The following is a 21259-nucleotide window of genomic DNA, read 5'->3' as shown; positions in this document are numbered from 1 at the left end:
CATAATGAAATTATTATAAATTAAATTTGACTTTAACAAAGGAATAACAATGATTTATACAACTTTTTCTCAAAATAAAAATAACCAATTACTTGAACCAATGTTTTTAGGGCAACCAGTAAATATCGCTCGATTTGACCAACAAAAACATTCCATTTTTGAAAAACTAATTGAAAAACAACTATCTTTCTTCTGGAGACCAGAAGAAATAGACATTTCTAAAGACCGTATAGATTTTCAATCATTACCAGATCACGAAAAACACATTTTTATCAGTAATTTAAAATACCAAACATTATTGGATTCCATTCAAGGACGCAGTCCTAATATCGCATTACTGCCATTAATTTCTATACCAGAATTAGAAACTTGGGTAGAAACTTGGTCATTTTTTGAAACCATCCACTCTCGTTCTTATACCCATATTATTCGCAATATTGTTAGTCATCCAGCTTTAATATTTGATGATATCATCAATAACAAAGAAATTTTAAAACGTGCGAAAGATATTTCAATATACTATGATAATTTGATTGAATTAACAAACTATTATCATATATTAGGAACGGGTATTCATTTAATTAACAACAATACTATCACAGTAAACTTACACGAACTCAAAAAGAAACTATATTTATGTTTAATTAGCGTGAACGTATTAGAAGCAATTCGATTTTACGTAAGCTTCGCTTGCTCTTTTGCATTTGCTGAACGTGAATTAATGGAAGGCAATGCAAAAATTATACGATTTATAGCTCGCGATGAAGCTTTACATTTAAATGCTACTCAGCATATACTTAATTTGATGCGTTCTGGGGCAGATGATCCAGAAATGGCTGATATTAGCGCAGAATGCCAAAAAGAAAGCTATACACTGTTTTTAATAGCTGCAGAACAAGAAAAAAATTGGGCTGATTATTTATTCAAAGATGGTTCCATGATAGGTCTCAACAAAGATATACTTTGTCAATACATTGAATATATTACCAACATACGTATGCAAGCCATTGGATTAAAAGCACCTTTTTCCACTAGATCTAATGTAATACCTTGGATTAATTCTTGGTTATCATCCGATAATGTTCAAGTAGCACCACAAGAAGTAGAATCCGGTTCTTATCTAGTAGGCCAAATAGATGCCAATATCGAAGACAATGAATTTAATGATTTTCAATTGTAAAATATTTACTTGCTCAGAAAAATATTTCAATATACAATTTACACATAATAGTAGAACATATCGTTCTTTATTAGAAGCATTGATAATTTACCGTGTACCATCGCTAAATTATCAATGCCGATCAGGTTATTGTGGCAGTTGTCGCTCTCTCTTAATAAAAGGAAAAATACAATATTATAAAGAACCCTTAGGTTATATTCATTCCAATGAAATTCTGCCTTGCTGTTGTGTTCCTATAGAACACATTACTTTGCAAGTATAACCGTATTTTTCATTATACTATTAAGTATATGCAACTAACATACCCAAAAATTAACTTGTTAGACCATTTAAAACATAAAATTCTTTTATTATATTTTTATTATTTAACATGATCCGATCGCATGAAATGCTGGATGATGTACTAAATGAATCAAATAAATCATAGGTTGAGGATATAATCCTAAGAACAATAGAAAAAAAGATACAACAATCACAACTATCCCATTAGGAGTAAAAATCCAACTAGATGTAGTATTGGAGTGAATATTTAAACGAATTGTAGGATTAACATATAAATTTATTATAATTCTTAAACAATAAAATACACTAATAACGCTACTCATTGCTAAAAAAACAGTAAGCCACCATAATTTACTATTTACTCCTACAACAAACAAATAAAATTTTCCAATAAACCCTAATGTCATGGGTATACCCGATAAAGATAATATTACAATTGTGAACAATACTGATAACATTGGTTGATGCCAAAAAAGACCACGATATGCAAGTAATGAATCTGTATCTCCATCAGGACGACAAGCAGACACTATAGCAATAACACCAAATATTCCTATACTAGTTAGCAAATAACTTATTAGATACACAGTAATGGCCTCTAAAGCAATAGAATTATTGGCCTGTAATACTACCGAAACTACACCAATTAATATATAACCTATATGTGCAATAGAAGAATAAGCCAAAAACCGCTTAATATTATTTTGTTTAACAGCCATTAAACTACCAAATAACGTTGAGCAACATGCAGTCCCTGACAAAAATATGCAAAATATCTTATTATATTGCTCAGGAAACACCATAAACAACCGTATTAATACTGATATTATAGCTATTTTACTACTAGTTGTCAGATACAATGATATAGAAGATGGTGCGCCTTGATATATGTCAGGAGTCCACAAATGAAAAGGAACCAATGACAATTTAAATCCAAATCCAACCATCATCATACCTAATCCTGCTGTTAAAATGATAGGATTAAGTTGATATGATTCTGCAATATTTAAACGTAATACCTGACTAATATTATTGAAAGATAGACAACCAGTTGCAGCATATATCAACGCTATACCAAATAATATAAACGATGAAGATACTCCAGACAATATAATATATTTAATGCTTGCTTCTAAAGAAAATTTTTCAAAAAAAGAATAACCTATTAATCCAAATAAAGGTAAAGAAATCAGTTCTATTCCTAAAAATAATATTATTAGATGATTTGCGGTTACCAATAAAACACCACCAATACTAGAAATAAGTAATAACAAATAAAACTCATCACGATTATTTGGATAAAGCAGTAACCACTTGTACGCCAATATGGCACTCGATGCTCCAGAAACTAATATTAACATCATATATAATATGGAGAAATTATCAATATACATTAATTGTAAAACATTTTGCGCACCTTGATGCCACACTATTCCAAGAGACATCATAGCTAAAATAAATCCAAATACTGTTAATAAAGTATGTAAAAATATATTGCGACGATATGCAATAGACAGCATAACAATAACCATCATTGTTCCAATAATTAGCATAGGCAATAATGCAATTATTTGTGTCCAAGTGATTATCATCATAGATTACAATCCTATTAGGTTACAATATAATCATAACGAACACTTGTATTTTTCCAACCAAATATAGAGGTTATGCATAGTTGCATACGAAGTGTCTAAGATATATTGCGGAAAAAATCCAAGTAAAAAAAGACACGATAACAATATTATAATAATATACTTTTCTCGTGGTGTCATATTTTTAAGCAGACCACCTCTACTAAGAGTAGCAGTAAATATTGGTCCGTAATATACGCGTTGCATTAAAATAAGAGAATAAATTGATGAAAATATTATCCCAAAACAAGCTATTATTGTAGTAATAGGTGCTACTTGAAAAGTACCAAACAAGATAGTTACTTCTCCAATAAAATTTCCAGTACCCGGTAATCCAAGAGTTGCTGCTGCAAAACACAGAGAAAAAGCAGGAATTAAATGCATACGACTCCACAAACCCCCCATTAAACGCATATCTCTAGTATGTATTCGCTCATATAATTGACCGATCAATATAAACATTCCAGAAACAGATAAACTATGAGAAATCATGTGTATGACAGCACCCTGATATGATAATTGAGTACCACTATAAATTGCAAGCAATACAAATCCCATATGCGATATACTGGTATAAGCAATTAAACGCTTAAGATCAGTTTGTGCAAATGCCATAAAAGCTCCATAAAAAATATTTAATAAACCTAAGCACATAGCAATTGGCGCAAAAGATCGCGAAGCACAAGGAAATAATGGTAAAACAAACCGGAAAAATCCGTACGCCGCTGTTTTTAACAACACTCCTGCTAAATCGACTGACCCAGCAGTAGGAGCTTGACTATGAACATCTGGCAACCAAACATGGAATGGAACAATTGGCATTTTTACTGCAAAAGCTAAAAAAAAACCCAACATCAGCAAATATTCCATATGTCTTGGTAACATTATATTCAATAAATCTTGATAACTAAATGACCACACCCCATTTATATTATAATTTATAGAAACAAGAGTAATAATTGAAAGCAACATAAACAACCCACTAAATTGAGTATAAACAAAAAATTTAGTAGCAGTACTAATACGATCTCCTGTATTTGTCTCTTTATGTCCCCATAAGGATATCAAAAAATACATCGGAATGAGCATTATTTCCCAGAAAAAAAAGAATAAAAACATATCAACTGATAAAAAAACACCAATGACCCCGCCTAAAATCCACAACAAATTAAGATAAAAAAGACCTGGATAACGCTGAATCTCACACCAAGAACACAGCACTGCCATACACCCTAAAAAACCAGTTAATGTTACCATTAACAAAGAAAAACCATCTAAAGCTAAATGAAAACTAATTCCAAATCTTGAGATCCAGGGATATATGTATTCTAATCGCCATTGAGGAAACACATACTTCATCGGATACACATTTAACATACCGTCATGACACTCATACTTCCATAAAAATAAAGCAATAAGAAATGTGATACCCATTCCAAATAACGCAATCCAACGAGGCATCCAATTTTTAAAACGTTCTGATTGCCAAGATAATAATCCAAAAATAAAGGGAACAAATATTAAGGTAAGTAATAACATATTATTTTATTTTTCTCATAAAGACATATAGACTAAACATTTACATTTTCTCGTATATAATCAATAATATCACTCCAATTTACGTACGATCATGAATCAATATCATGATTAATATCATAACTGCTCCTATATTCATTGATACTACATACCAACTTAATTTTCCATTTTCACTACATGTCAAACCATTCTTCAACCAACTTAATAATGATATTATAACATTTACTACTACATCGAATGGATCAGAATAAAATAATTTTTTTGTTATAAATAAATACGGTTTTACAAATATGAGTTTATAAAACCAATCAAATCCCCAGCCATAATAACATAACAATATTACATATCGTACTACTACTGCTGGTATATGAGATCTAATAACCTGTCTTATATTTTTATATAAAGAATCCATCCAAAAAATTGACGCTAACCAAATACTAAAAATTACTACACACCCAGACGCTATTTCAAAATATATTTGACTATGATTACACATTATATTAGAACTAATATTCACTGTATCTTCCAATACAGGTAATTTTATCCATCCGCCAATAAACGTAGATAACACCAATAATATAATTAAAGGAAAATTTTGAATAAATTTATTACACACACGTGGGTTCATCTTATTCTTACCATGAAACACAATAAAAATCATACGAAACGTATATATCGGTGTTAACAACATTCCTATTAATCCAGATAATAAGAAAAAATAATCATGATTAGCTAACGTTTCAAACATAATCATTTCTTTTGAATAAGCTCCAGCAGTAATAATAGGTATTCCAGATAAAGATAACCCACCTATTAAAAAACAAATATAAGTTAAAGGTATAAATTTATATAATCCTCCCATATTAAAAATATTCTGTTCATGCCTGCACGCATAAATTAATGAACCCGCAGCTAAAAACAACAACGCTTTAAAAAAAGCATGTGTCACCAAATGAAACATAGCTGCATCCCAATGTTGTCCTCCAAGAGCTAAGAACATATATCCTATTTGACTAATAGTAGAATAGGCTAAAATTTTTTTAATATTTCTTTGAAATAACGCTGAACAACTAAATAATACCACAGTTAACGCACCAATAACTCCAGTCAAGTATAAAATGCTTGGGGTCATCACAAAAAAATTATTCATACGAATTATTAAATATACACCAGAAGTTACCATAGTAGCTGCATGCAGCAATGCTGATACTGGAGTCGGACCAACCATAGCGCTTGTTAACCAAGTTTGTAAAGGTAATTGAGCCGATTTACCTATTGCTCCGATGAGCAACATAAAAGATATCCATGTGATATCATTAAAAATATGCTGCGATGAACATTTTAATTCTAACATTAATAGTTTGCTAACACTTAAAGTATGATATTGATCATAAATCATAAACAATGCACATATCAAGCATATATCTCCAAAACGCGTCGTAATAAATGCTTTTAAAGCTGCTATTCCATTCTTAGAGTCAAAATAATAAAACCCAACTAATAAATAACTACATAAACCAACGCCTTCCCATCCAAAATACATCAACAATAAATTATCCGAAAGTACCAAAAGAATCATATTTGCCATAAATAAATTAGTATAAGCAAAAAAACGAGAATACCCTTCACATCCGCTCATATACCAAGCAGCATATAAATGAATAAAAAATCCAACTCCAGTAATTACTGATAACATAATCAAAGACAATCCATCTAATCTAAGTGACACACTAATACATAAAGCATCAATAGAAAACCATGTCCAAAGTTTTTGAACAAACACAAAAGCAACACAATTACTAGAATTACAATAAAAATCAAACACAATACATATATTAATAAATACTGATATACCTACCGCACCTACTCCTATTATACCAGAAGTCTTTTCAGACCATCTTCCTTGAGAAATAGCTAACGCAATAAACCCTAAAAGCGGAAAAAATATAGTCCAAACAAGTAGATTCATCCACGCATCTCACTAATATCATCAACATGTAATGTATGATAATGACGATATAATTGCAGTAATAATGCTAAAGAAATTGCAGATTCAGAAGCAGCTAAAGTAATGACTAAAATATACATCACCTGACCATCTGCTTGCTCCAAACAAGCCCCCACTATCACAAATGCTAAAGCAGCAGAATTAATTACAATTTCTAACCCTAATAAAATAAACAATAAATCACGTCTTATTATTATACCTATTAATCCTAATACAAACAAAATTATGGATAAACTAAGACCATGGAATAAAGGAATCATATTGGATATTCTGGTGATTGAATAGAAGTAACACAGTCATCATCAAGTAATTTATATTCTTGAGACAAATGAAACACAGATATTAACGCGCTCAATAATAAAAATGACGCTAACTCTACCATTAATATATATGGCCCAAACAAAAGAGCACCAACTTGTTTTGAATCTATTACTGACTGATGTGTATTAATCATATAATCTTTTAATCCAAACACAATATAGAATAAAACAACAAATAAAATACCTACCAATAACACAGTACCATAACATAATATAGGACTCAAAAATCTATTTTCTTCTTGTATACCAGATGTAATAGTTTTCGTATTAAGCATCATTATTACAAATATAAACAAAATCATGATAGCTCCGGCATACACAATGATTTCCACGGCCCCAGCAAAAGATGCCCCTAAAGAAAAAAAAATACATGATATAGACAAAAATGAAATTATTAAATATAATAAAGCATGCATTGGATTATAATGTAATATTACACATAACGTGGATAATATCGCTATAACACTAGAAACATAAAATAAAGTCGTCATATAATATTCCTCATTAACCTTCTTCATTTAAGTTAAGGCAATATGTTTTTAACACTTATAGGCTTCGCTTCTTCTTTAGCATCTCCTTTTTTTTTATCCAATATTTCTTTACCAGAAAATTGATAAAAATCATATTCCGAATATTTTCCAGGACCCGAAATTAATAAATCAGATTTTTCATACACTAAATCACTTCTTTTAAAATCACTCATCTCAAAATCTGGAGTCAATTGAATAGCTGCTGTTGGACATGCCTCTTCACACATGCCACAAAAAATGCATCTAGAAAAATTAATCCTAAAAAATTCTGGATACCACCGTCCATCTACAGATTCTCCTTTTTTTAAAGAAATACACCCTACTGGACAAGCTACAGCGCATAAATTACAAGCCACACAACGCTCTTGACCTGAATCATCTCGAGTCAATACAATTCTACCACGATATCTCGGTGAAGGAATATACGGAACATCAGGATACATATGAGTCTCACGCTTACTGAACGCTTGAATGCCTATCATCCAAATACTACGCAATATAGAACCGATATCTATAAAAACTTGTATTAACTTCTTCATAATATATCTAACCTATATTAATAATTATATCAAAATGATAACAGCGGTACTTAACAAATTAAATAACGCAAGAGGTAAAAAAATCTTCCAACCTACCAACATAACTTGATCGTAACGTGGACGCGGTAATGCCGCGCGTATTAATACAAACAACATTAAAAATAAAAAAGTTTTACAAAAAAACCAAATAACAGGAGGAAACCAAGGTCCTTGCCAACCTCCCAAAAATAATGTCACAATTAATGATGAAATAACAATCATACTGATATACTCGGAAATAAAGAATAAACTAAATTTAATACCAGAATATTCAATATGATAACCGTCAGCCAACTCTTGTTCTGATTCTGGTTGGTCAAATGGATGTCTATGACATACAGCTATACCCGCTAACAAAAAAGTAACAAACCCTAAAAATTGAGGAATTATATTCCATAGACATAATTGATCTTCAACTATATTTTTTAAATTGAACGATCCAGCTTTAGCAACTACACCCATTACAGACAACCCTAAAAATACTTCGTAACTAAGCGTTTGAGCCGCGGCACGGACAGCTCCAATTAAAGCATATTTATTATTACTTGCCCAACCTGCAAGTAATACTGAATACACCATTAGTCCTGACATCATAAGAAAGAACAATACACCAATATCACAATCTAATATTATCCAGGTAGGAGTAAAAGGAATAATTAATACACTCATTAGTGATACAACAAAAGCTATCACTGGCGCCACAACAAATATAACACGATCAGAAAATGGAGGAATCCAATCCTCTTTAAACATAATTTTTATTAAATCAGCCCATAACTGCAATGAACCATTCCAACCTACTCTATTAGGACCATAACGATTTTGAAACAAAGCTAATAATCTACGCTCTAAAAAACTCATGTACACACCACAAACCATTACTACTAACAAAATAACTACTGCATGAAAAATAGCAGAAACACAACGCATTGTAATAATAGTTTCTAATGCACAAAACATCAAGATAATACTCCTTGCACATCCTGTGCATACATACCAGATAAAAATACAGGAATATCTGGAAAACCTAACGGTAATCCAATGTGGCCTGTAGGTAGGTTAACGCTCAACTTCATTGGTAAACATAAGATTTGATCGGCGCATGTAAATTGCAACAACATGTTTTTTTGTATTTTTAACCTTAAAGCATCTAATTGGTTAATCATAGCATAAGGATTTAACATGCAATCCTGAATACACTTAGAACGCTGAGAAGTCTCTTCACTGCCAAATAAATGCCAATAAGGCACTATCAACCATCGATTGACATTTTTAATTACCTTAAAAACTTTTGGAATCGTATCAAACCAATTCAATGTTGCCACATTATTAGCGTATAATAAACGTACTCCTGGATCTCCAGAACATAAATGTCCACCAACTTTATCTTGAAATTTATTCCAAGCTTGTGGAGAATTCCATCCTGGAGCCCATGCAAATGCTACTTGTTTATGCAAAGATTGGGCATTATGACTACCCTCCATAGAAAAAGAAAACATCGTATTATCATCTTTTGATACATAGGGTTCATGTACGTCAACATTAGCATACATCGCTGTACGTCCGCTATAACGATGTGGTGCCCGAGCCAATTTTTGCCCATGAATACGAAAAGATGCATTCGGAGAAGCTCGTTTAATTCCCATTAATTTTGGAAAATAATAAATGATATCATCTACAATCTGATCAATATGCAAACTTTTTTTTCTAATATAATTTGTATAAACATCATGTATTAAATACAACCACCTCCAACTTTCCAAAACAACTGTATTTTTATCATAATTCTGGGGTTTATATAATCGAAAAAACCTTTGTGCACGTCCTTCATAATTCACCACAGTTCCATCACTTTCAGCAAAATTAGAAACTGACAAAATTAAATTTGCCTTATCTTGAATCAAATTATATTGGTGATCTAACGTAATGAGATAACTAATTTTATTTAAGGCAATATCAATTTGAGTAGATTTTACATGACGATATAAATCATTTTCTAATACTATTAGACCAACAGACGAAGTATCATCACTACAAATATCTGTAAAAGCAGCATCAATATTTTTTTCACCCAACATTACTAAACCCATACTATTTACTGCATCTACAATAAAGGTAATTCCAACTTCACTGCCACGATTTTTTAAAGCACGAGCAACATTTGCTGCAGAGGCAATTAGTTCTTTACTACCTGAATTACTTCCTGAAATAATTAACGGCTTGCGCGCTGCTATTAATATTTGTACAGCTATATTTAATTTATCTTTTAATTTAGGATCAAAATCATTAACTTCCGGAGCAGTATGATCTAATGCATGAGCAATAGCAAAACCAAACCTTGCTTGATTCTGTAACGAATCATAATATGTTAATATAGCAACATCATCTAATTTCGTTTTATCTATCCCAGTAATTAACACAGAATTTTTACTCCCTTGGGAGCTATTTATAATAGCTGCAGACTGCCAATCAAAAATGCCTTGAATCTTTGCTTCCTTACGCGCTCTTCCTTTAACAGCCTGACGTACCGATAATGCTACTCGCGCTCCAGTTTGAGTTATATCCTCTCCTAATATTAATATTGTATCATAACTTTCTATTTCACGTAACGATGGAACATAAATACCACTATCACATAATATTTTAAGTATTAACGACAATCGCTCATGCTCAAAACTATTAATACCAGCATAAAAATTTTCCGATCCTACTAGTTTCAATAAAGCAAAATTACTTTCCATGCTAGCACGAGACGATCCAATACCAATTATCCTCTTGCAATTATATTTTAATGCATTAGCAGCTACTCGTATCGCTTTTTTTTCACTCAATATACCCCAAGCATCATCTTTCCTATACAAAGGATTCCTAGGTCTATTTTCAGCATTAACATAACCACAGCCAAACCTCCCACGATCACATAAAAAATAACCATTAATATCACCATTATAACGATTTTCAACACGACATAGCTTTCCGTAACGTTCACCTAAAATAATATTACACCCAATACTGCATTGTTGACAAATACTAGGAGTAAACAAAGTATCCCATTTACGGGCATAATGTTGTAACTGAGTTTTATCAGTAAAGACCCCAGTAGGACATATCTCTATTAAATTACCAGAAAATTCACTTTGTAACATACCATCTTTTGATCGCCCAAAATAAATATTGTCATGCACCCCAAATACACCTAAATCGTCACCATCAGCGTAATCATTATAATACCGTGTACAACGATAACAAGTAATGCACCTATTCATTTCATGCGCAATAAATGGTCCCAAATATTGATTATAATGCGTACGTTTAGTAAATCTGTAACGACGATATGTTTGGCCAACCATTGTTGTTATATCTTGAAGATGACAATTACCTCCCTCTTCACATATCGGACAGTCATGAGGATGATTAATCATCAGTAACTCTAATATATTCCTTCTAAATTCTTCTACCTCATTATCAACAATGGTAATACAACTACCATCTAATACTGGTGTCATACAAGACATCACCAAATGACCTTTCGTATCGTTTATCTTATTATCAAAATATTGTTTTACTGCGCATTGTCTACAGGCTCCAACACTGCCTAAAGCAGGATGCCAACAAAAATATGGAACATCGAATCCAAGAGATAAACATACTTCCAGTACGTTTTTTGAATCTTCCACTATGTACTTTTTTCCTTCTATATAAATAGAAATCATCATTTTAATTACCGATTTTATTTTTTTATTTGTGTCCAAAAAAAACTCACACCTCTCATGTGTATTACACATACACATTGCATATAATGAATTTATTTATAAATATTTTAATTAATTTGCACACAGCTAATATGATCTCTGTCCTTTTTATAAAATTTACAAATACCTGATTCAAATTCATTTCGGAAATATTTTAAGGCGCTTTTTAAAGGTTCTATGGCACCTGGAGCATGGGCGCAAAAAGTTTTTCCAGGTCCAAGTGTACAGCACAATTTCTCTAACAAATCTATGTCACCAGGTCTACCATCTTTACTTTCCAAAGAAATTAATAATTTTACTATCCATGGCAATCCATCCCTACATGGAGTACACCAACCACAAGATTCTCGCGAAAAAAATTCTTCTAAATTACGTACTAAAGAAACCATATTCACAGTATTATCTATTGCTATTGCCATACCAGTACCAAAACGACTACCGGAAGCGGCAATATTCTCAAAATCCATAGGTGTATCCAAATGATCTTGAATTAAAAAATCTGTACTTATACCTCCAGGTTGCCATGCTTTTAAGACATAACCAATACACATACCTTGAGCATAATCTTCTAAAATTTCCCTGGTAGTTATGCCAAAAGGTAATTCCCAAACCCCTGGCTTCTTTACTCGACCAGAAAATCCCATTAATTTTGTACCTGAATCATTACTTTTTTTAGCAGAAATATTTCTATACCATGTCGCTCCATGCTCAACAATCCCTGGAATATTACATAATGTTTCAACATTATTGACACAGGTAGGTTTCCCCCACAATCCTATGTGACTTGGAAACGGTGGTTTAGCGCGCGGCACCGCCCGACGACCTTCTAAAGCATTAATTAAAGCCGTTTCTTCTCCACAAATATATCTTCCAGCTCCCGTGTGTAAAAATAATTCAAAACTAAACTCACTGTTTAAAATATTTTTACCAAATAATCCAATTGATTTAATTTCAGAGATGGCACGAGTTAAATATTCAGCAGCAATCATATATTCATATCTCAAAAAGATATACGCTCGTGATACCCCTAAAGCATAACTCGCAATTAACATACCTTCTAATAATAAATGGGGTAATCGCTCCATTAAAAAACGATCTTTATAGGTTCCCGGTTCCATCTCATCTGCATTACACACTAAATAACGAGAACAATCGGACTTATTTTGAGACATCATCAACCATTTTGTTCCGGTAGAAAAACCTCCACCACCACGCCCTCTTAAACCCGAATTTCTAATCAATTCAATAATTTCCTGTGGAGCCATATGAGCAATCGCCTTATATGCAGCGAAATATCCATTTTTAGATTGATATTCACGTAACCACACTGGTTGTTTATCGTCACGCATTCTCCATGTAAGGGGATTATTTTCTGGGTTAATGTTATAAGTATTATTCATAAATACTGCCCCAACAATTTTATAAGCGTTTCTGGGACTATGCGGAAATAAATATCTTTGTTTATCATAATAACTGGAGATTTATGACACCTACCTAAACAACAAGTAGGTATTAAGGTAAACCGATTATCTGAAGTTGTATTACCCACTTCAACTTTTAATACACATGTTAAGGTTTTTTGAATTTTTTCACATCCAAATAAATAACATACTACACTATCACAATACCGAATAATATGACGCCCTACCGGTTGACGAAAAATTTGATTATAAAATGTAGCTACACCTTCTACATCAGCAACAGAAATACGTAATATTTTAGCAATCAATATTACTGCCTCATCTGGCACCCAACCTCGATTTTTTTGAATTATTTTTAAAGATTCAACAGAAGCAGCACGTATATCTTCATAATGTGTACACTCTTCTTGAATAGCAGAATATTCTTCTTGACTTAATTCAAAAATACCATTATTAGCGAAACTAACAGGAGCTACATCACTAAATTTAATATTACTCATATTTCCTCATTCATCACCTATCTACATCAGACATAACAAAATCAATACTGCCCAAATATACAATTAAATCAGATATTAGACTACCACGAATAACATGTGGAATTTGTTGTAAATGTGGAAAACTAGGAGTACGAATACGAGTACGGTAACTCACAGTATTTCCATCACTAATTAAATAATAACTATTAATACCTTTAGTCGCTTCAATCATTTGAAAAGATTCATTCGCTGGTATAACGGGACCCCATGATACTTGAAGAAAATGAGTAATAAGAGTTTCAATATGCCGTAAAGTATATTCTTTCATAGGAGGGGTAGTTAAAGGATGATCCGCTTTAAAAGGTCCTATTGGCATATTCTGTAAGCATTGTTCTAAAATACGTATACTTTGATATATCTCTTCTACTTTTAAAATTACTCGGCTATAAGAGTCACTTATACCATCTCCTGTTGGCACATCAAAATCAAAATTTTCATATCCAGAATAAGGACGCGATTTACGTATATCAAACTCAATACCAGTAGCACGTAATCCTGCACCAGTTACTCCCCAATCTAATGCGTCCTTGGCATTATATGCACCAATACCACAAGCCCGTTTTTTTAAAATACTGTTGTTCAACGTCGATTTAACATAAAAAGAAACACGATGTGGTAGCCAATCAAGACATTTTCTCAACAAAGCATCCCAACCTTTAGGTAAATCATGCGCAACCCCTCCAATACGAAACCATGCAGGATGCATACGAGATCCAGTGATGGCTTCAATAACATCATAAATTTTTTGTCTATCAGTAAATGCTAAAAAAACCGGAGACATAGCACCTATATCTTGTATATAAGTACTAATATATAACAAATGACTATTAATCCTAAATAACTCAGACAACATAACACGAATTACCTTGACTCTATCCGACACTGTAATACCAGCAAGTTTTTCAACAGCCAATATATAAGGCATTTCATTAATACATCCCCCTAAATATTCAATACGATCAGTATAAGGAATATAACTATGCCAGGTCTGTCGTTCCCCCATTTTTTCAGCACCTCTATGATGATAACCAATATCTGGAACACAATCTATGATTTCTTCTCCATTTAGTTGTAAGATAATACGAAATACTCCATGCACAGAAGGATGATTAGGGCCTAAATTAAGAAACATAAAGTCTTCATGTTTAGTATGTCTACTCATACCCCATTCTTCTGGTTTAAATAATAACCCTTCCATTGCTAAATCCTCTTTTTGTTTTGTAAGAGTAAAAGGATTAAACTCTGTAGCACGAGCTGGATAATCCTTGCGCAACGGATATCCTTCCCAGTTTTTTGGCATAATTATACGCGTCAAATTGGGATGATGATCAAAATGTATTCCAAACATTTCCCAAGTTTCCCGTTCATACCAATTTGCATTTACAAACAAAGGCACTATTGTTGACAGATACAAAGACTGTTCTAATAAAGGCACTTTTATTATTATGTCATCATTGCGCCCTATAGAAATCAAATGATAAAATACTGTAAAATCTGATTTTGGCAATCCTTTACGATGTATACGTAACCTTTCATCTATACCATGCAAATCATATAACATAACATATGGTTTTGATATTTTTTTTAAAAACATCAACACTGAGATCACAATCTCACGTTTTATCCAAACTATTAACGTTCCAGTATAAGCAGATTGTAATGTAAAATCACTAGAATTGAATACAGAGAACAAATCATCTAATATTGGATAAACTTTTGTAATAAAAGATTTATCCATAGAACTATGATGCATAATATCTACCAACTAATCATAATTAGCATAAAATTCACCCTTAAAATTAACTATATCTCACCGTTTTATTCTAAGTACAAATTAACAAAGTTCATCATCTGGAGATGATAAAACAGTTTCTGCCATGCGAGTACTACTTTTACGTTGACGTTCCGATTGCATATTTCTTCTATATATTCCTCTGTCTCCCAATACCCAAGAAAGCGGACGTCGCTCTTCATTAATAGATTTTTTTAATAACAACAAACCTTGAATATATGCCTCAGGTCTAGGTGGACATCCAGGAATATACACATCTACCGGAAGAAATTTATCTACTCCCTGCACCACAGAATAAATATCATACATACCACCGGAATTCGCACAAGCCCCCATAGAAATCACCCACTTAGGCTCTAACATTTGATCATATAATCGTTGTATTACTGGAACCATTTTAATAAATGGTGTACCCGCTATAACCATAAAATCTGCTTGACGAGGAGATGCACGTAATACTTCCGAACCAAACCGCGCAACATCATGTACTGCGGTAAACGCAGTAGTCATTTCAACATAACAACAAGATAATCCAAAATTATAAGGCCATAAAGAATTACTTCGCCCCCAATTAACAATTTTATGCAAAAAAACACTTAGTTTTCCAAAATAAACATTTCGCTGAACATGTTTCTCTAACGGATCTGCTACAATCTTTGTCTCTTGAAGAGGATATTGTTCATCTTCACTATTACTTGCTCGAGCTGTCGTTAAAGTGTATTTCATACTTGCTACCTTTTATTACTTTTCAAACATCTTGAAAAAGTATCGAGATCAAAATAGTTTACACGAGCTACATATTGTAATGATTGTTCTGTCCAATTAAACATACCAATTCTTATCAAATATACTAAGCTCATTAATAAAATAAAAACAAAAATAAAAATCTCAATAAACCCTATCCAACCCATATCTCGCATAGATACAGACCAAATATAAACATATATTCCCTCTACATCAAAAATTACAAAAATCATAGCAATTAAGTAAAATTTAATTGAAAATCTTACCCTAGCATTTCCTGTAGATTTAACACCTGATTCAAATGGCACATTTTTAGCACGCGAATAAGAACGTCCTCCTAATAAGTATCCACAAAGTAACATAAAAACACATAAAACTAAAACACCAACTATAAATGCTATCAAACCCCAATAATGAGTATCACACAAATTATACACCTTTTCTCTTTTCTTTACTGTCAAAAGCTAAAATTCAGCATCAAATGCTATAATTAACTATCCCACAACCATAGACATTTTTATCGTGCTATCAATCAATATTTTATTAAAAATCACTTATAACTATGTATTCAACGATATATTTCATATAACTATAAAATTATTTAATACAATTAATTATTATGTAACATCAACACAATTAAAAATAACATAAATTCAACATATATACTCACATATCAATACAATTATAATGCGATAATTTTATACTATAAATAATAAGTATTTCAGTATATATAAAGATATTCTTAATTAATATTTTCATTACAACCATAAAATATAACCATTATGACTATCAAACATATAAATTGAGCAAAATTTAAAATTTATTATACTATTATAACAATTTTCCTTAAAAATGCATTTTTTATAAAAATCATGAAATCATTATAAAATTTTTCCATTTTTTAATTAATCACTAATTCAAAAATAGCTTTCTGAAGACTATATACTGTATACACTGCAAAAATATTTTAATAATTAAAATCATTGGTTTTTAATATTTATTCCTTATTTACATTACATGAAATAATTAACGCAAATTATTTAATAACAACTATTAAATATCACTCTTTCCCAATACTACTTATTACTTAGACATAAACATAAAATTAACAACTATTCATTATTTTTTTTATGATTGGTTTCACAGCATAAAACGATCCAAATACCAAAATGCAATCACTATCAAATGTAGCATCTAATACGGATTGATTCCAGGCATCTAATATGTTACTAAACAGTTGAACATTACGATGAGGTAAACAAGACGCTAGTTCCTCAGCACGAGCAGAAAAAGGGGTATTCAAATCAGCGCAATACCAGAAATTCACCAAATTATTTAAACAAGATACAGTGCCCTGAATATCCTTACTTTTTAACATTCCTATGACTACTCTTACACTACCTTTTCTTTTAAAAAGAATAGCAGTTAATCTTTTAGCTAAATAATTAGCAGCATGAGGATTATGTCCTACATCTAAAATTATAAGAGGTCTACGAGTAACTATTTGAAAACGCCCCGGTAAAGTAGCAACTCGTAACCCATAACATATAGCTGTTTTATCAACAAAAAAAGGTAACCAATGCAATACACTCAACACAGTAGCAGCGTTTTCCAGCGGAATTATAGGTAATGGTAAATCATACAACACACTTTGAAAACTAAAACATCCCCACCAAATCCATTTATTTTCATAAACACGAAAATTCCAATCACGCCCACGTTTAAACAATATTGTTCCACAATATTCTGCTATTTTATCTACAATCACTGGTACATAACTTTCACCAATTACTGACGGTCTATTAGGACGAAAAATGCCCGATTTTTCTTGCGCAATCATATTACGATGTATACCTAAAACATCAGTATGATCTATTGCAATATTAGTAATGACAGAAATATCAGGATCAACAATATTTGTAGCATCTAATTTACCGCCTAATCCAACCTCAAGAATAATTAAATCTAATTTTACCTGTTTAAATATATATAAAGCAGATAAAGTAACAAACTCAAAATAAGTTAGCGCAATATGATTACGAACATCTTCTATAGCAGACATTGCTGCAATATGCACATTATCTGATAACTCTTTACCATCAATGCGGATTCTTTCATTATAAGAAAGTAAATGAGGCGAAGTATATAACCCAACTGTATTATTATTCTTTAATAAAATAGTTTCTAATAAACAACATGTAGTACCCTTACCATTTGTACCTCCCACTAAAATAACACATTCCGCAGGATGTATCAGATCAAGATGAACAGCTATCTCCCTTACCCTATCAAGATTTAAGTCGACTAATGCATGATTTAAGTGTTCAATATAATATAACCACTCTTTTAACGATGACTGTATAGTAGGAACAGATAAATTTTTATTCATACGTTATAACACACTTTCAATATATACCATACATAAACCCCATTTTAATAAAAATATAAATTTTCTAAATAAATACTTTCGGTGATCAACCTTTCGGTATTGATTTATGAGTTAACTTAGCTAACAACCCTGCCACTTTCAATCGTAAATTTGGTCTACGTATAATTAGATCAATGGATCCTTTTTCCAATAAAAATTCACTGCTTTGAAATCCTAACGGTAATTTTTCCCGAACTGTTTGCGCAATAACCCTAGGCCCAGCAAATCCTATCAATGCTTTTGGCTCAGCAATATTTAAATCCCCCAACATAGCTAAACTAGCAGAGACTCCTCCCATAGTAGGATTAGTTAAAACAGAAATGTATGGTAAACACCGCTTATGTAAATTAGCCAATGCAGCACTAGTTCGCGCCATTTGCATTAAAGATATGAGAGCTTCTTGCATGCGAGCCCCACCGCTTGCAGAAAAACAAACCAATGGGCACCTAATTTTTAAAGCTTGATTCACTGCATGTACAAAACGAGCTCCCACCACAGAAGACATTGATCCACCAATAAAAGCAAATTCAAAAGAAGCAGCAATAACCTTCATACCATATAAAGTACCTTGCATAGCTATCAATGCATCCTTTTCTTTTGTTATTTTTTGAGCTGAAATTAAACGGTCTTTATATCTTTTTACATCTCTAAACTTTAAAACATCTTTAGGTTCTAAATCACTTCCTAATTCCAATGTACTGCCTTGATCTAAAAAGGAATGCAAACGTACTCTCGCTGAAATTCTCATATGATGATCACATTTAGGACACACTTCCAAATTACGTTCTAATTCTTTTTTATACAACAATTGACCACAATTATCACATTTAGTCCATATTCCTTTTGGAATATTTATTCTTCTATCAGGAATAATAGTGCTTTTATTCAGAATTCGTTCAATCCAACTCATCGTTAACCTTTAAAATTTTAAATTTTTTAACAAAAATATATACTTTTACCAATCGTCATATACTGTAATTTTTACAATACCGCGTCCATTATAAATTCTTACAAAAAATACATCACTATAAAAATATAGTAACTTAACAGAATCAATGTATTTTCTATAACAACGTAATAATCTAATGTTGTTACTACAATTATTCTATATAATAATTTGCAGAAATTAAAAAATTATTCAATTATGTAAAAAGCAATTATAAAAATAATTTTAATTATTTTTTTCATTCCTCACTACAACATATATTCATAGATTTATGTATAATATAAACAATAAATATTATTAGTGCATAAAAATTTATGAACACCACAACCTATCTATGCAAGCAGAAGGGATAGAAAAATGTAAAGGATATTCCACCTCTAACAAATATAACCCACTAGCTGGAGCAGTGACCCCAGCTAACGATCTGTTGCAATGCCTTAGCAATTCTAGAATCCATGTTTCCCTACGTTCTCCGCAGCCAACCTCTACTAAACTACCTACAATGTTCCGTACCATATGATATATAAAAGAATTAGCCTTAATGTCTATTACAACACATTGACCTTTACGTGTAATACGTAGATGATATAATTCTCTTCGCGCTGAATGTGATTGACAACCTGTGGCGCGAAATGCAGAAAAATCATTTTCTCCTAATAAATATTGTGCAGCATTACACATTTTATTAATATCCAAATATTTTTTATAATGCCAACTTTTCTTTAATAATAAAGCAGATCGCAAACAACCGTTATAAATGACATAACAATAACGACGAGAAGTTGCGCTAAAACAAGCATGAAACTCTTCAGTAACTAGTCTAACCCAACGTACACAAATACTTTCTGGTAAATAACGATTCATACCCAAAGTCCAAGCAGACTTTGAACGCCAAGAATAAGTGGTAAAATGAATGACTTGCCCCAAAGCATGTACTCCAGAATCGGTGCGTCCTGCACAAAATACCGTTATTGACTCAGCTGTTATTTTTTTTATCGCATTTTCTACATGTACTTGAACGCTGGGTACATCTCTTTGTCTTTGCCAGCCACAGTATAAAGACCCATCGTATTCAATTCCTAAAGCTAACTTTTGCATTATAATTATAATTTTTATATTAGAAAAAAATATGATGAACTTACTATACTGATTTTATAGTAGAAATCTTTAATCAAAGAAATAACATATCACTATATATAATCAACCAAAAACACACATGTAAATTATCAGTGTATTAACTTACAGCGTAATACTAACACAAAACACAACGCTGAATCATTTATATCTTTGAAAAAAGAAACATTGTAACAACCAAAACGTAATTTAATTATTAATTAAAATCGATTACAAACGTAATTTTATAAAGAAAGATTATCTTTACTACTTTATTAAAAAAATAAATACACACAAAACTATAACACCATAATGCATAAAGATAATTTTTGAAAATATATAAAACAATCCCTACAAAACATTTTTTATTACAAACTCATCATCTTTAACACAATAAACCCACGATTAATACATATAACATAGTACAAATACTAATAATGTGAATAATATAATACATTG

At 31.5% G+C, this 21259-nt stretch carries 18 protein-coding genes; 2 read left to right on the top strand and 16 right to left on the bottom strand.

Translation table 11 applies throughout. From position 1 onward, the window contains the following. Positions 1 to 49 precede the first annotated feature (49 nt). Positions 50 to 1180, top strand: a complete 1131-nt coding sequence (gene nrdB / locus GN161_RS02540; RefSeq protein WP_159715255.1) for a class Ia ribonucleoside-diphosphate reductase subunit beta — start codon at positions 50 to 52, stop codon at positions 1178 to 1180. Then, positions 1155 to 1442, top strand: coding sequence for a class I ribonucleotide reductase maintenance protein YfaE (gene yfaE, locus GN161_RS02535; protein ID WP_159715253.1), 288 nt, complete (start codon positions 1155 to 1157; stop codon positions 1440 to 1442). Before nrdB ends, yfaE begins: the two co-directional genes overlap by 26 nt. 103 nt (positions 1443 to 1545) lie before the next feature. On the opposite strand, the gene nuoN is transcribed toward yfaE, so the two are convergent. From nuoN to truA, 16 genes are all read right to left on the bottom strand, one after another. Beyond that, entirely contained in the window at positions 1546 to 3054 is a 1509-nt protein-coding gene (gene nuoN, locus GN161_RS02530; RefSeq protein ID WP_159715570.1) for an NADH-quinone oxidoreductase subunit NuoN, read from the bottom strand. Between the two features lie 33 nt (positions 3055 to 3087). Continuing rightward, positions 3088 to 4632 (bottom strand): NADH-quinone oxidoreductase subunit M, encoded by a 1545-nt coding sequence (gene nuoM / locus GN161_RS02525; protein ID WP_159715251.1) that lies wholly within the window; start codon positions 4630 to 4632, stop codon positions 3088 to 3090. Positions 4633 to 4711: 79 nt separating this feature from the next. Beyond that, positions 4712 to 6598, bottom strand: a complete 1887-nt coding sequence (gene nuoL, locus GN161_RS02520) for an NADH-quinone oxidoreductase subunit L (RefSeq protein WP_159715249.1) — start codon at positions 6596 to 6598, stop codon at positions 4712 to 4714. Beyond that, positions 6595 to 6897 (bottom strand): NADH-quinone oxidoreductase subunit NuoK, encoded by a 303-nt coding sequence (gene nuoK / locus GN161_RS02515; protein WP_159715247.1) that lies wholly within the window; start codon positions 6895 to 6897, stop codon positions 6595 to 6597. The genes nuoL and nuoK overlap by 4 nt, the downstream gene beginning before the upstream one ends. Continuing rightward, positions 6894 to 7448 carry an NADH-quinone oxidoreductase subunit J gene (gene nuoJ, locus GN161_RS02510; RefSeq protein ID WP_159715245.1) on the bottom strand — a complete coding sequence of 185 codons (555 nt, stop codon included), beginning with the start codon at positions 7446 to 7448 and terminating at the stop codon, positions 6894 to 6896. Before nuoJ ends, nuoK begins: the two co-directional genes overlap by 4 nt. A gap of 32 nt (positions 7449 to 7480) precedes the next feature. Next, on the bottom strand, positions 7481 to 8026 hold the full coding sequence (gene nuoI / locus GN161_RS02505; protein WP_159715243.1) for an NADH-quinone oxidoreductase subunit NuoI: 546 nt from the start codon (positions 8024 to 8026) through the stop codon (positions 7481 to 7483). Positions 8027 to 8050: 24 nt separating this feature from the next. After that, positions 8051 to 8995, bottom strand: a complete 945-nt coding sequence (nuoH, locus tag GN161_RS02500; RefSeq protein ID WP_420021889.1) for an NADH-quinone oxidoreductase subunit NuoH — start codon at positions 8993 to 8995, stop codon at positions 8051 to 8053. A 29-nt stretch (positions 8996 to 9024) separates the two neighbouring features. Then, positions 9025 to 11778 (bottom strand): NADH-quinone oxidoreductase subunit NuoG, encoded by a 2754-nt coding sequence (nuoG, locus tag GN161_RS02495; RefSeq protein ID WP_181950849.1) that lies wholly within the window; start codon positions 11776 to 11778, stop codon positions 9025 to 9027. A gap of 107 nt (positions 11779 to 11885) precedes the next feature. Next, positions 11886 to 13217, bottom strand: a complete 1332-nt coding sequence (gene nuoF, locus GN161_RS02490; protein ID WP_159715239.1) for an NADH-quinone oxidoreductase subunit NuoF — start codon at positions 13215 to 13217, stop codon at positions 11886 to 11888. After that, on the bottom strand, positions 13214 to 13738 hold the full coding sequence (nuoE, locus tag GN161_RS02485; protein ID WP_159715237.1) for an NADH-quinone oxidoreductase subunit NuoE: 525 nt from the start codon (positions 13736 to 13738) through the stop codon (positions 13214 to 13216). Before nuoE ends, nuoF begins: the two co-directional genes overlap by 4 nt. A 13-nt stretch (positions 13739 to 13751) precedes the next feature. Then, on the bottom strand, positions 13752 to 15530 hold the full coding sequence (nuoC, locus tag GN161_RS02480; protein ID WP_159715235.1) for an NADH-quinone oxidoreductase subunit C/D: 1779 nt from the start codon (positions 15528 to 15530) through the stop codon (positions 13752 to 13754). Between the two features lie 81 nt (positions 15531 to 15611). Then, entirely contained in the window at positions 15612 to 16295 is a 684-nt protein-coding gene (locus tag GN161_RS02475) for a NuoB/complex I 20 kDa subunit family protein (protein WP_159715233.1), read from the bottom strand. Positions 16296 to 16300: 5 nt separating this feature from the next. Next, positions 16301 to 16750 (bottom strand): NADH-quinone oxidoreductase subunit A, encoded by a 450-nt coding sequence (gene ndhC, locus GN161_RS02470; protein WP_420021882.1) that lies wholly within the window; start codon positions 16748 to 16750, stop codon positions 16301 to 16303. Between the two features lie 668 nt (positions 16751 to 17418). Further along, complete coding sequence (gene folC / locus GN161_RS02465; RefSeq protein ID WP_159715231.1) at positions 17419 to 18702, bottom strand: bifunctional tetrahydrofolate synthase/dihydrofolate synthase; 1284 nt, start codon at positions 18700 to 18702, stop codon at positions 17419 to 17421. 85 nt (positions 18703 to 18787) lie between these two features. Continuing rightward, a complete protein-coding gene (accD, locus tag GN161_RS02460) occupies positions 18788 to 19651 on the bottom strand; it encodes an acetyl-CoA carboxylase, carboxyltransferase subunit beta (RefSeq protein ID WP_159715229.1) in 864 nt (287 codons plus the stop codon). A 348-nt stretch (positions 19652 to 19999) separates the two neighbouring features. Beyond that, positions 20000 to 20785, bottom strand: a complete 786-nt coding sequence (gene truA / locus GN161_RS02455) for a tRNA pseudouridine(38-40) synthase TruA (RefSeq protein WP_159715227.1) — start codon at positions 20783 to 20785, stop codon at positions 20000 to 20002. Between the last annotated feature and the right edge of the window lie 474 nt (positions 20786 to 21259).

Origin of the sequence: Blochmannia endosymbiont of Camponotus nipponensis (assembly GCF_009827135.1) — a bacterium.
Lineage (GTDB): Bacteria > Pseudomonadota > Gammaproteobacteria > Enterobacterales > Enterobacteriaceae > Blochmanniella.
The sequence above is the reverse complement of the archived record's forward strand: the minus strand, read 5'-3'. Positions and strand labels throughout refer to the sequence as shown.

What these genes read in the sequence shown, in the direction of transcription:
- accD (WP_159715229.1), bottom strand. Translation starts at nt 19,651, where the DNA reads ATGAGTTGGATTGAACGAATTCTGAATAAAAGCACTATTATTCCTGAT.
- nuoK (WP_159715247.1), bottom strand. Translation starts at nt 6,897, where the DNA reads ATGATTCCTTTATTCCATGGTCTTAGTTTATCCATAATTTTGTTTGTA.
- nrdB (WP_159715255.1), top strand. Translation starts at nt 50, where the DNA reads ATGATTTATACAACTTTTTCTCAAAATAAAAATAACCAATTACTTGAA.
- nuoH (WP_420021889.1), bottom strand. Translation starts at nt 8,995, where the DNA reads ATGCGTTGTGTTTCTGCTATTTTTCATGCAGTAGTTATTTTGTTAGTA.
- nuoE (WP_159715237.1), bottom strand. Translation starts at nt 13,738, where the DNA reads ATGAGTAATATTAAATTTAGTGATGTAGCTCCTGTTAGTTTCGCTAAT.
- nuoG (WP_181950849.1), bottom strand. Translation starts at nt 11,778, where the DNA reads ATGATTTCTATTTATATAGAAGGAAAAAAGTACATAGTGGAAGATTCA.
- nuoN (WP_159715570.1), bottom strand. Translation starts at nt 3,054, where the DNA reads ATGATAATCACTTGGACACAAATAATTGCATTATTGCCTATGCTAATT.
- nuoJ (WP_159715245.1), bottom strand. Translation starts at nt 7,448, where the DNA reads ATGACGACTTTATTTTATGTTTCTAGTGTTATAGCGATATTATCCACG.
- yfaE (WP_159715253.1), top strand. Translation starts at nt 1,155, where the DNA reads ATGAATTTAATGATTTTCAATTGTAAAATATTTACTTGCTCAGAAAAA.
- nuoI (WP_159715243.1), bottom strand. Translation starts at nt 8,026, where the DNA reads ATGAAGAAGTTAATACAAGTTTTTATAGATATCGGTTCTATATTGCGT.
- GN161_RS02475 (WP_159715233.1), bottom strand. Translation starts at nt 16,295, where the DNA reads ATGAAATACACTTTAACGACAGCTCGAGCAAGTAATAGTGAAGATGAA.
- folC (WP_159715231.1), bottom strand. Translation starts at nt 18,702, where the DNA reads ATGAATAAAAATTTATCTGTTCCTACTATACAGTCATCGTTAAAAGAG.
- nuoF (WP_159715239.1), bottom strand. Translation starts at nt 13,217, where the DNA reads ATGAATAATACTTATAACATTAACCCAGAAAATAATCCCCTTACATGG.
- truA (WP_159715227.1), bottom strand. Translation starts at nt 20,785, where the DNA reads ATGCAAAAGTTAGCTTTAGGAATTGAATACGATGGGTCTTTATACTGT.
- nuoC (WP_159715235.1), bottom strand. Translation starts at nt 15,530, where the DNA reads ATGCATCATAGTTCTATGGATAAATCTTTTATTACAAAAGTTTATCCA.
- nuoL (WP_159715249.1), bottom strand. Translation starts at nt 6,598, where the DNA reads ATGAATCTACTTGTTTGGACTATATTTTTTCCGCTTTTAGGGTTTATT.
- nuoM (WP_159715251.1), bottom strand. Translation starts at nt 4,632, where the DNA reads ATGTTATTACTTACCTTAATATTTGTTCCCTTTATTTTTGGATTATTA.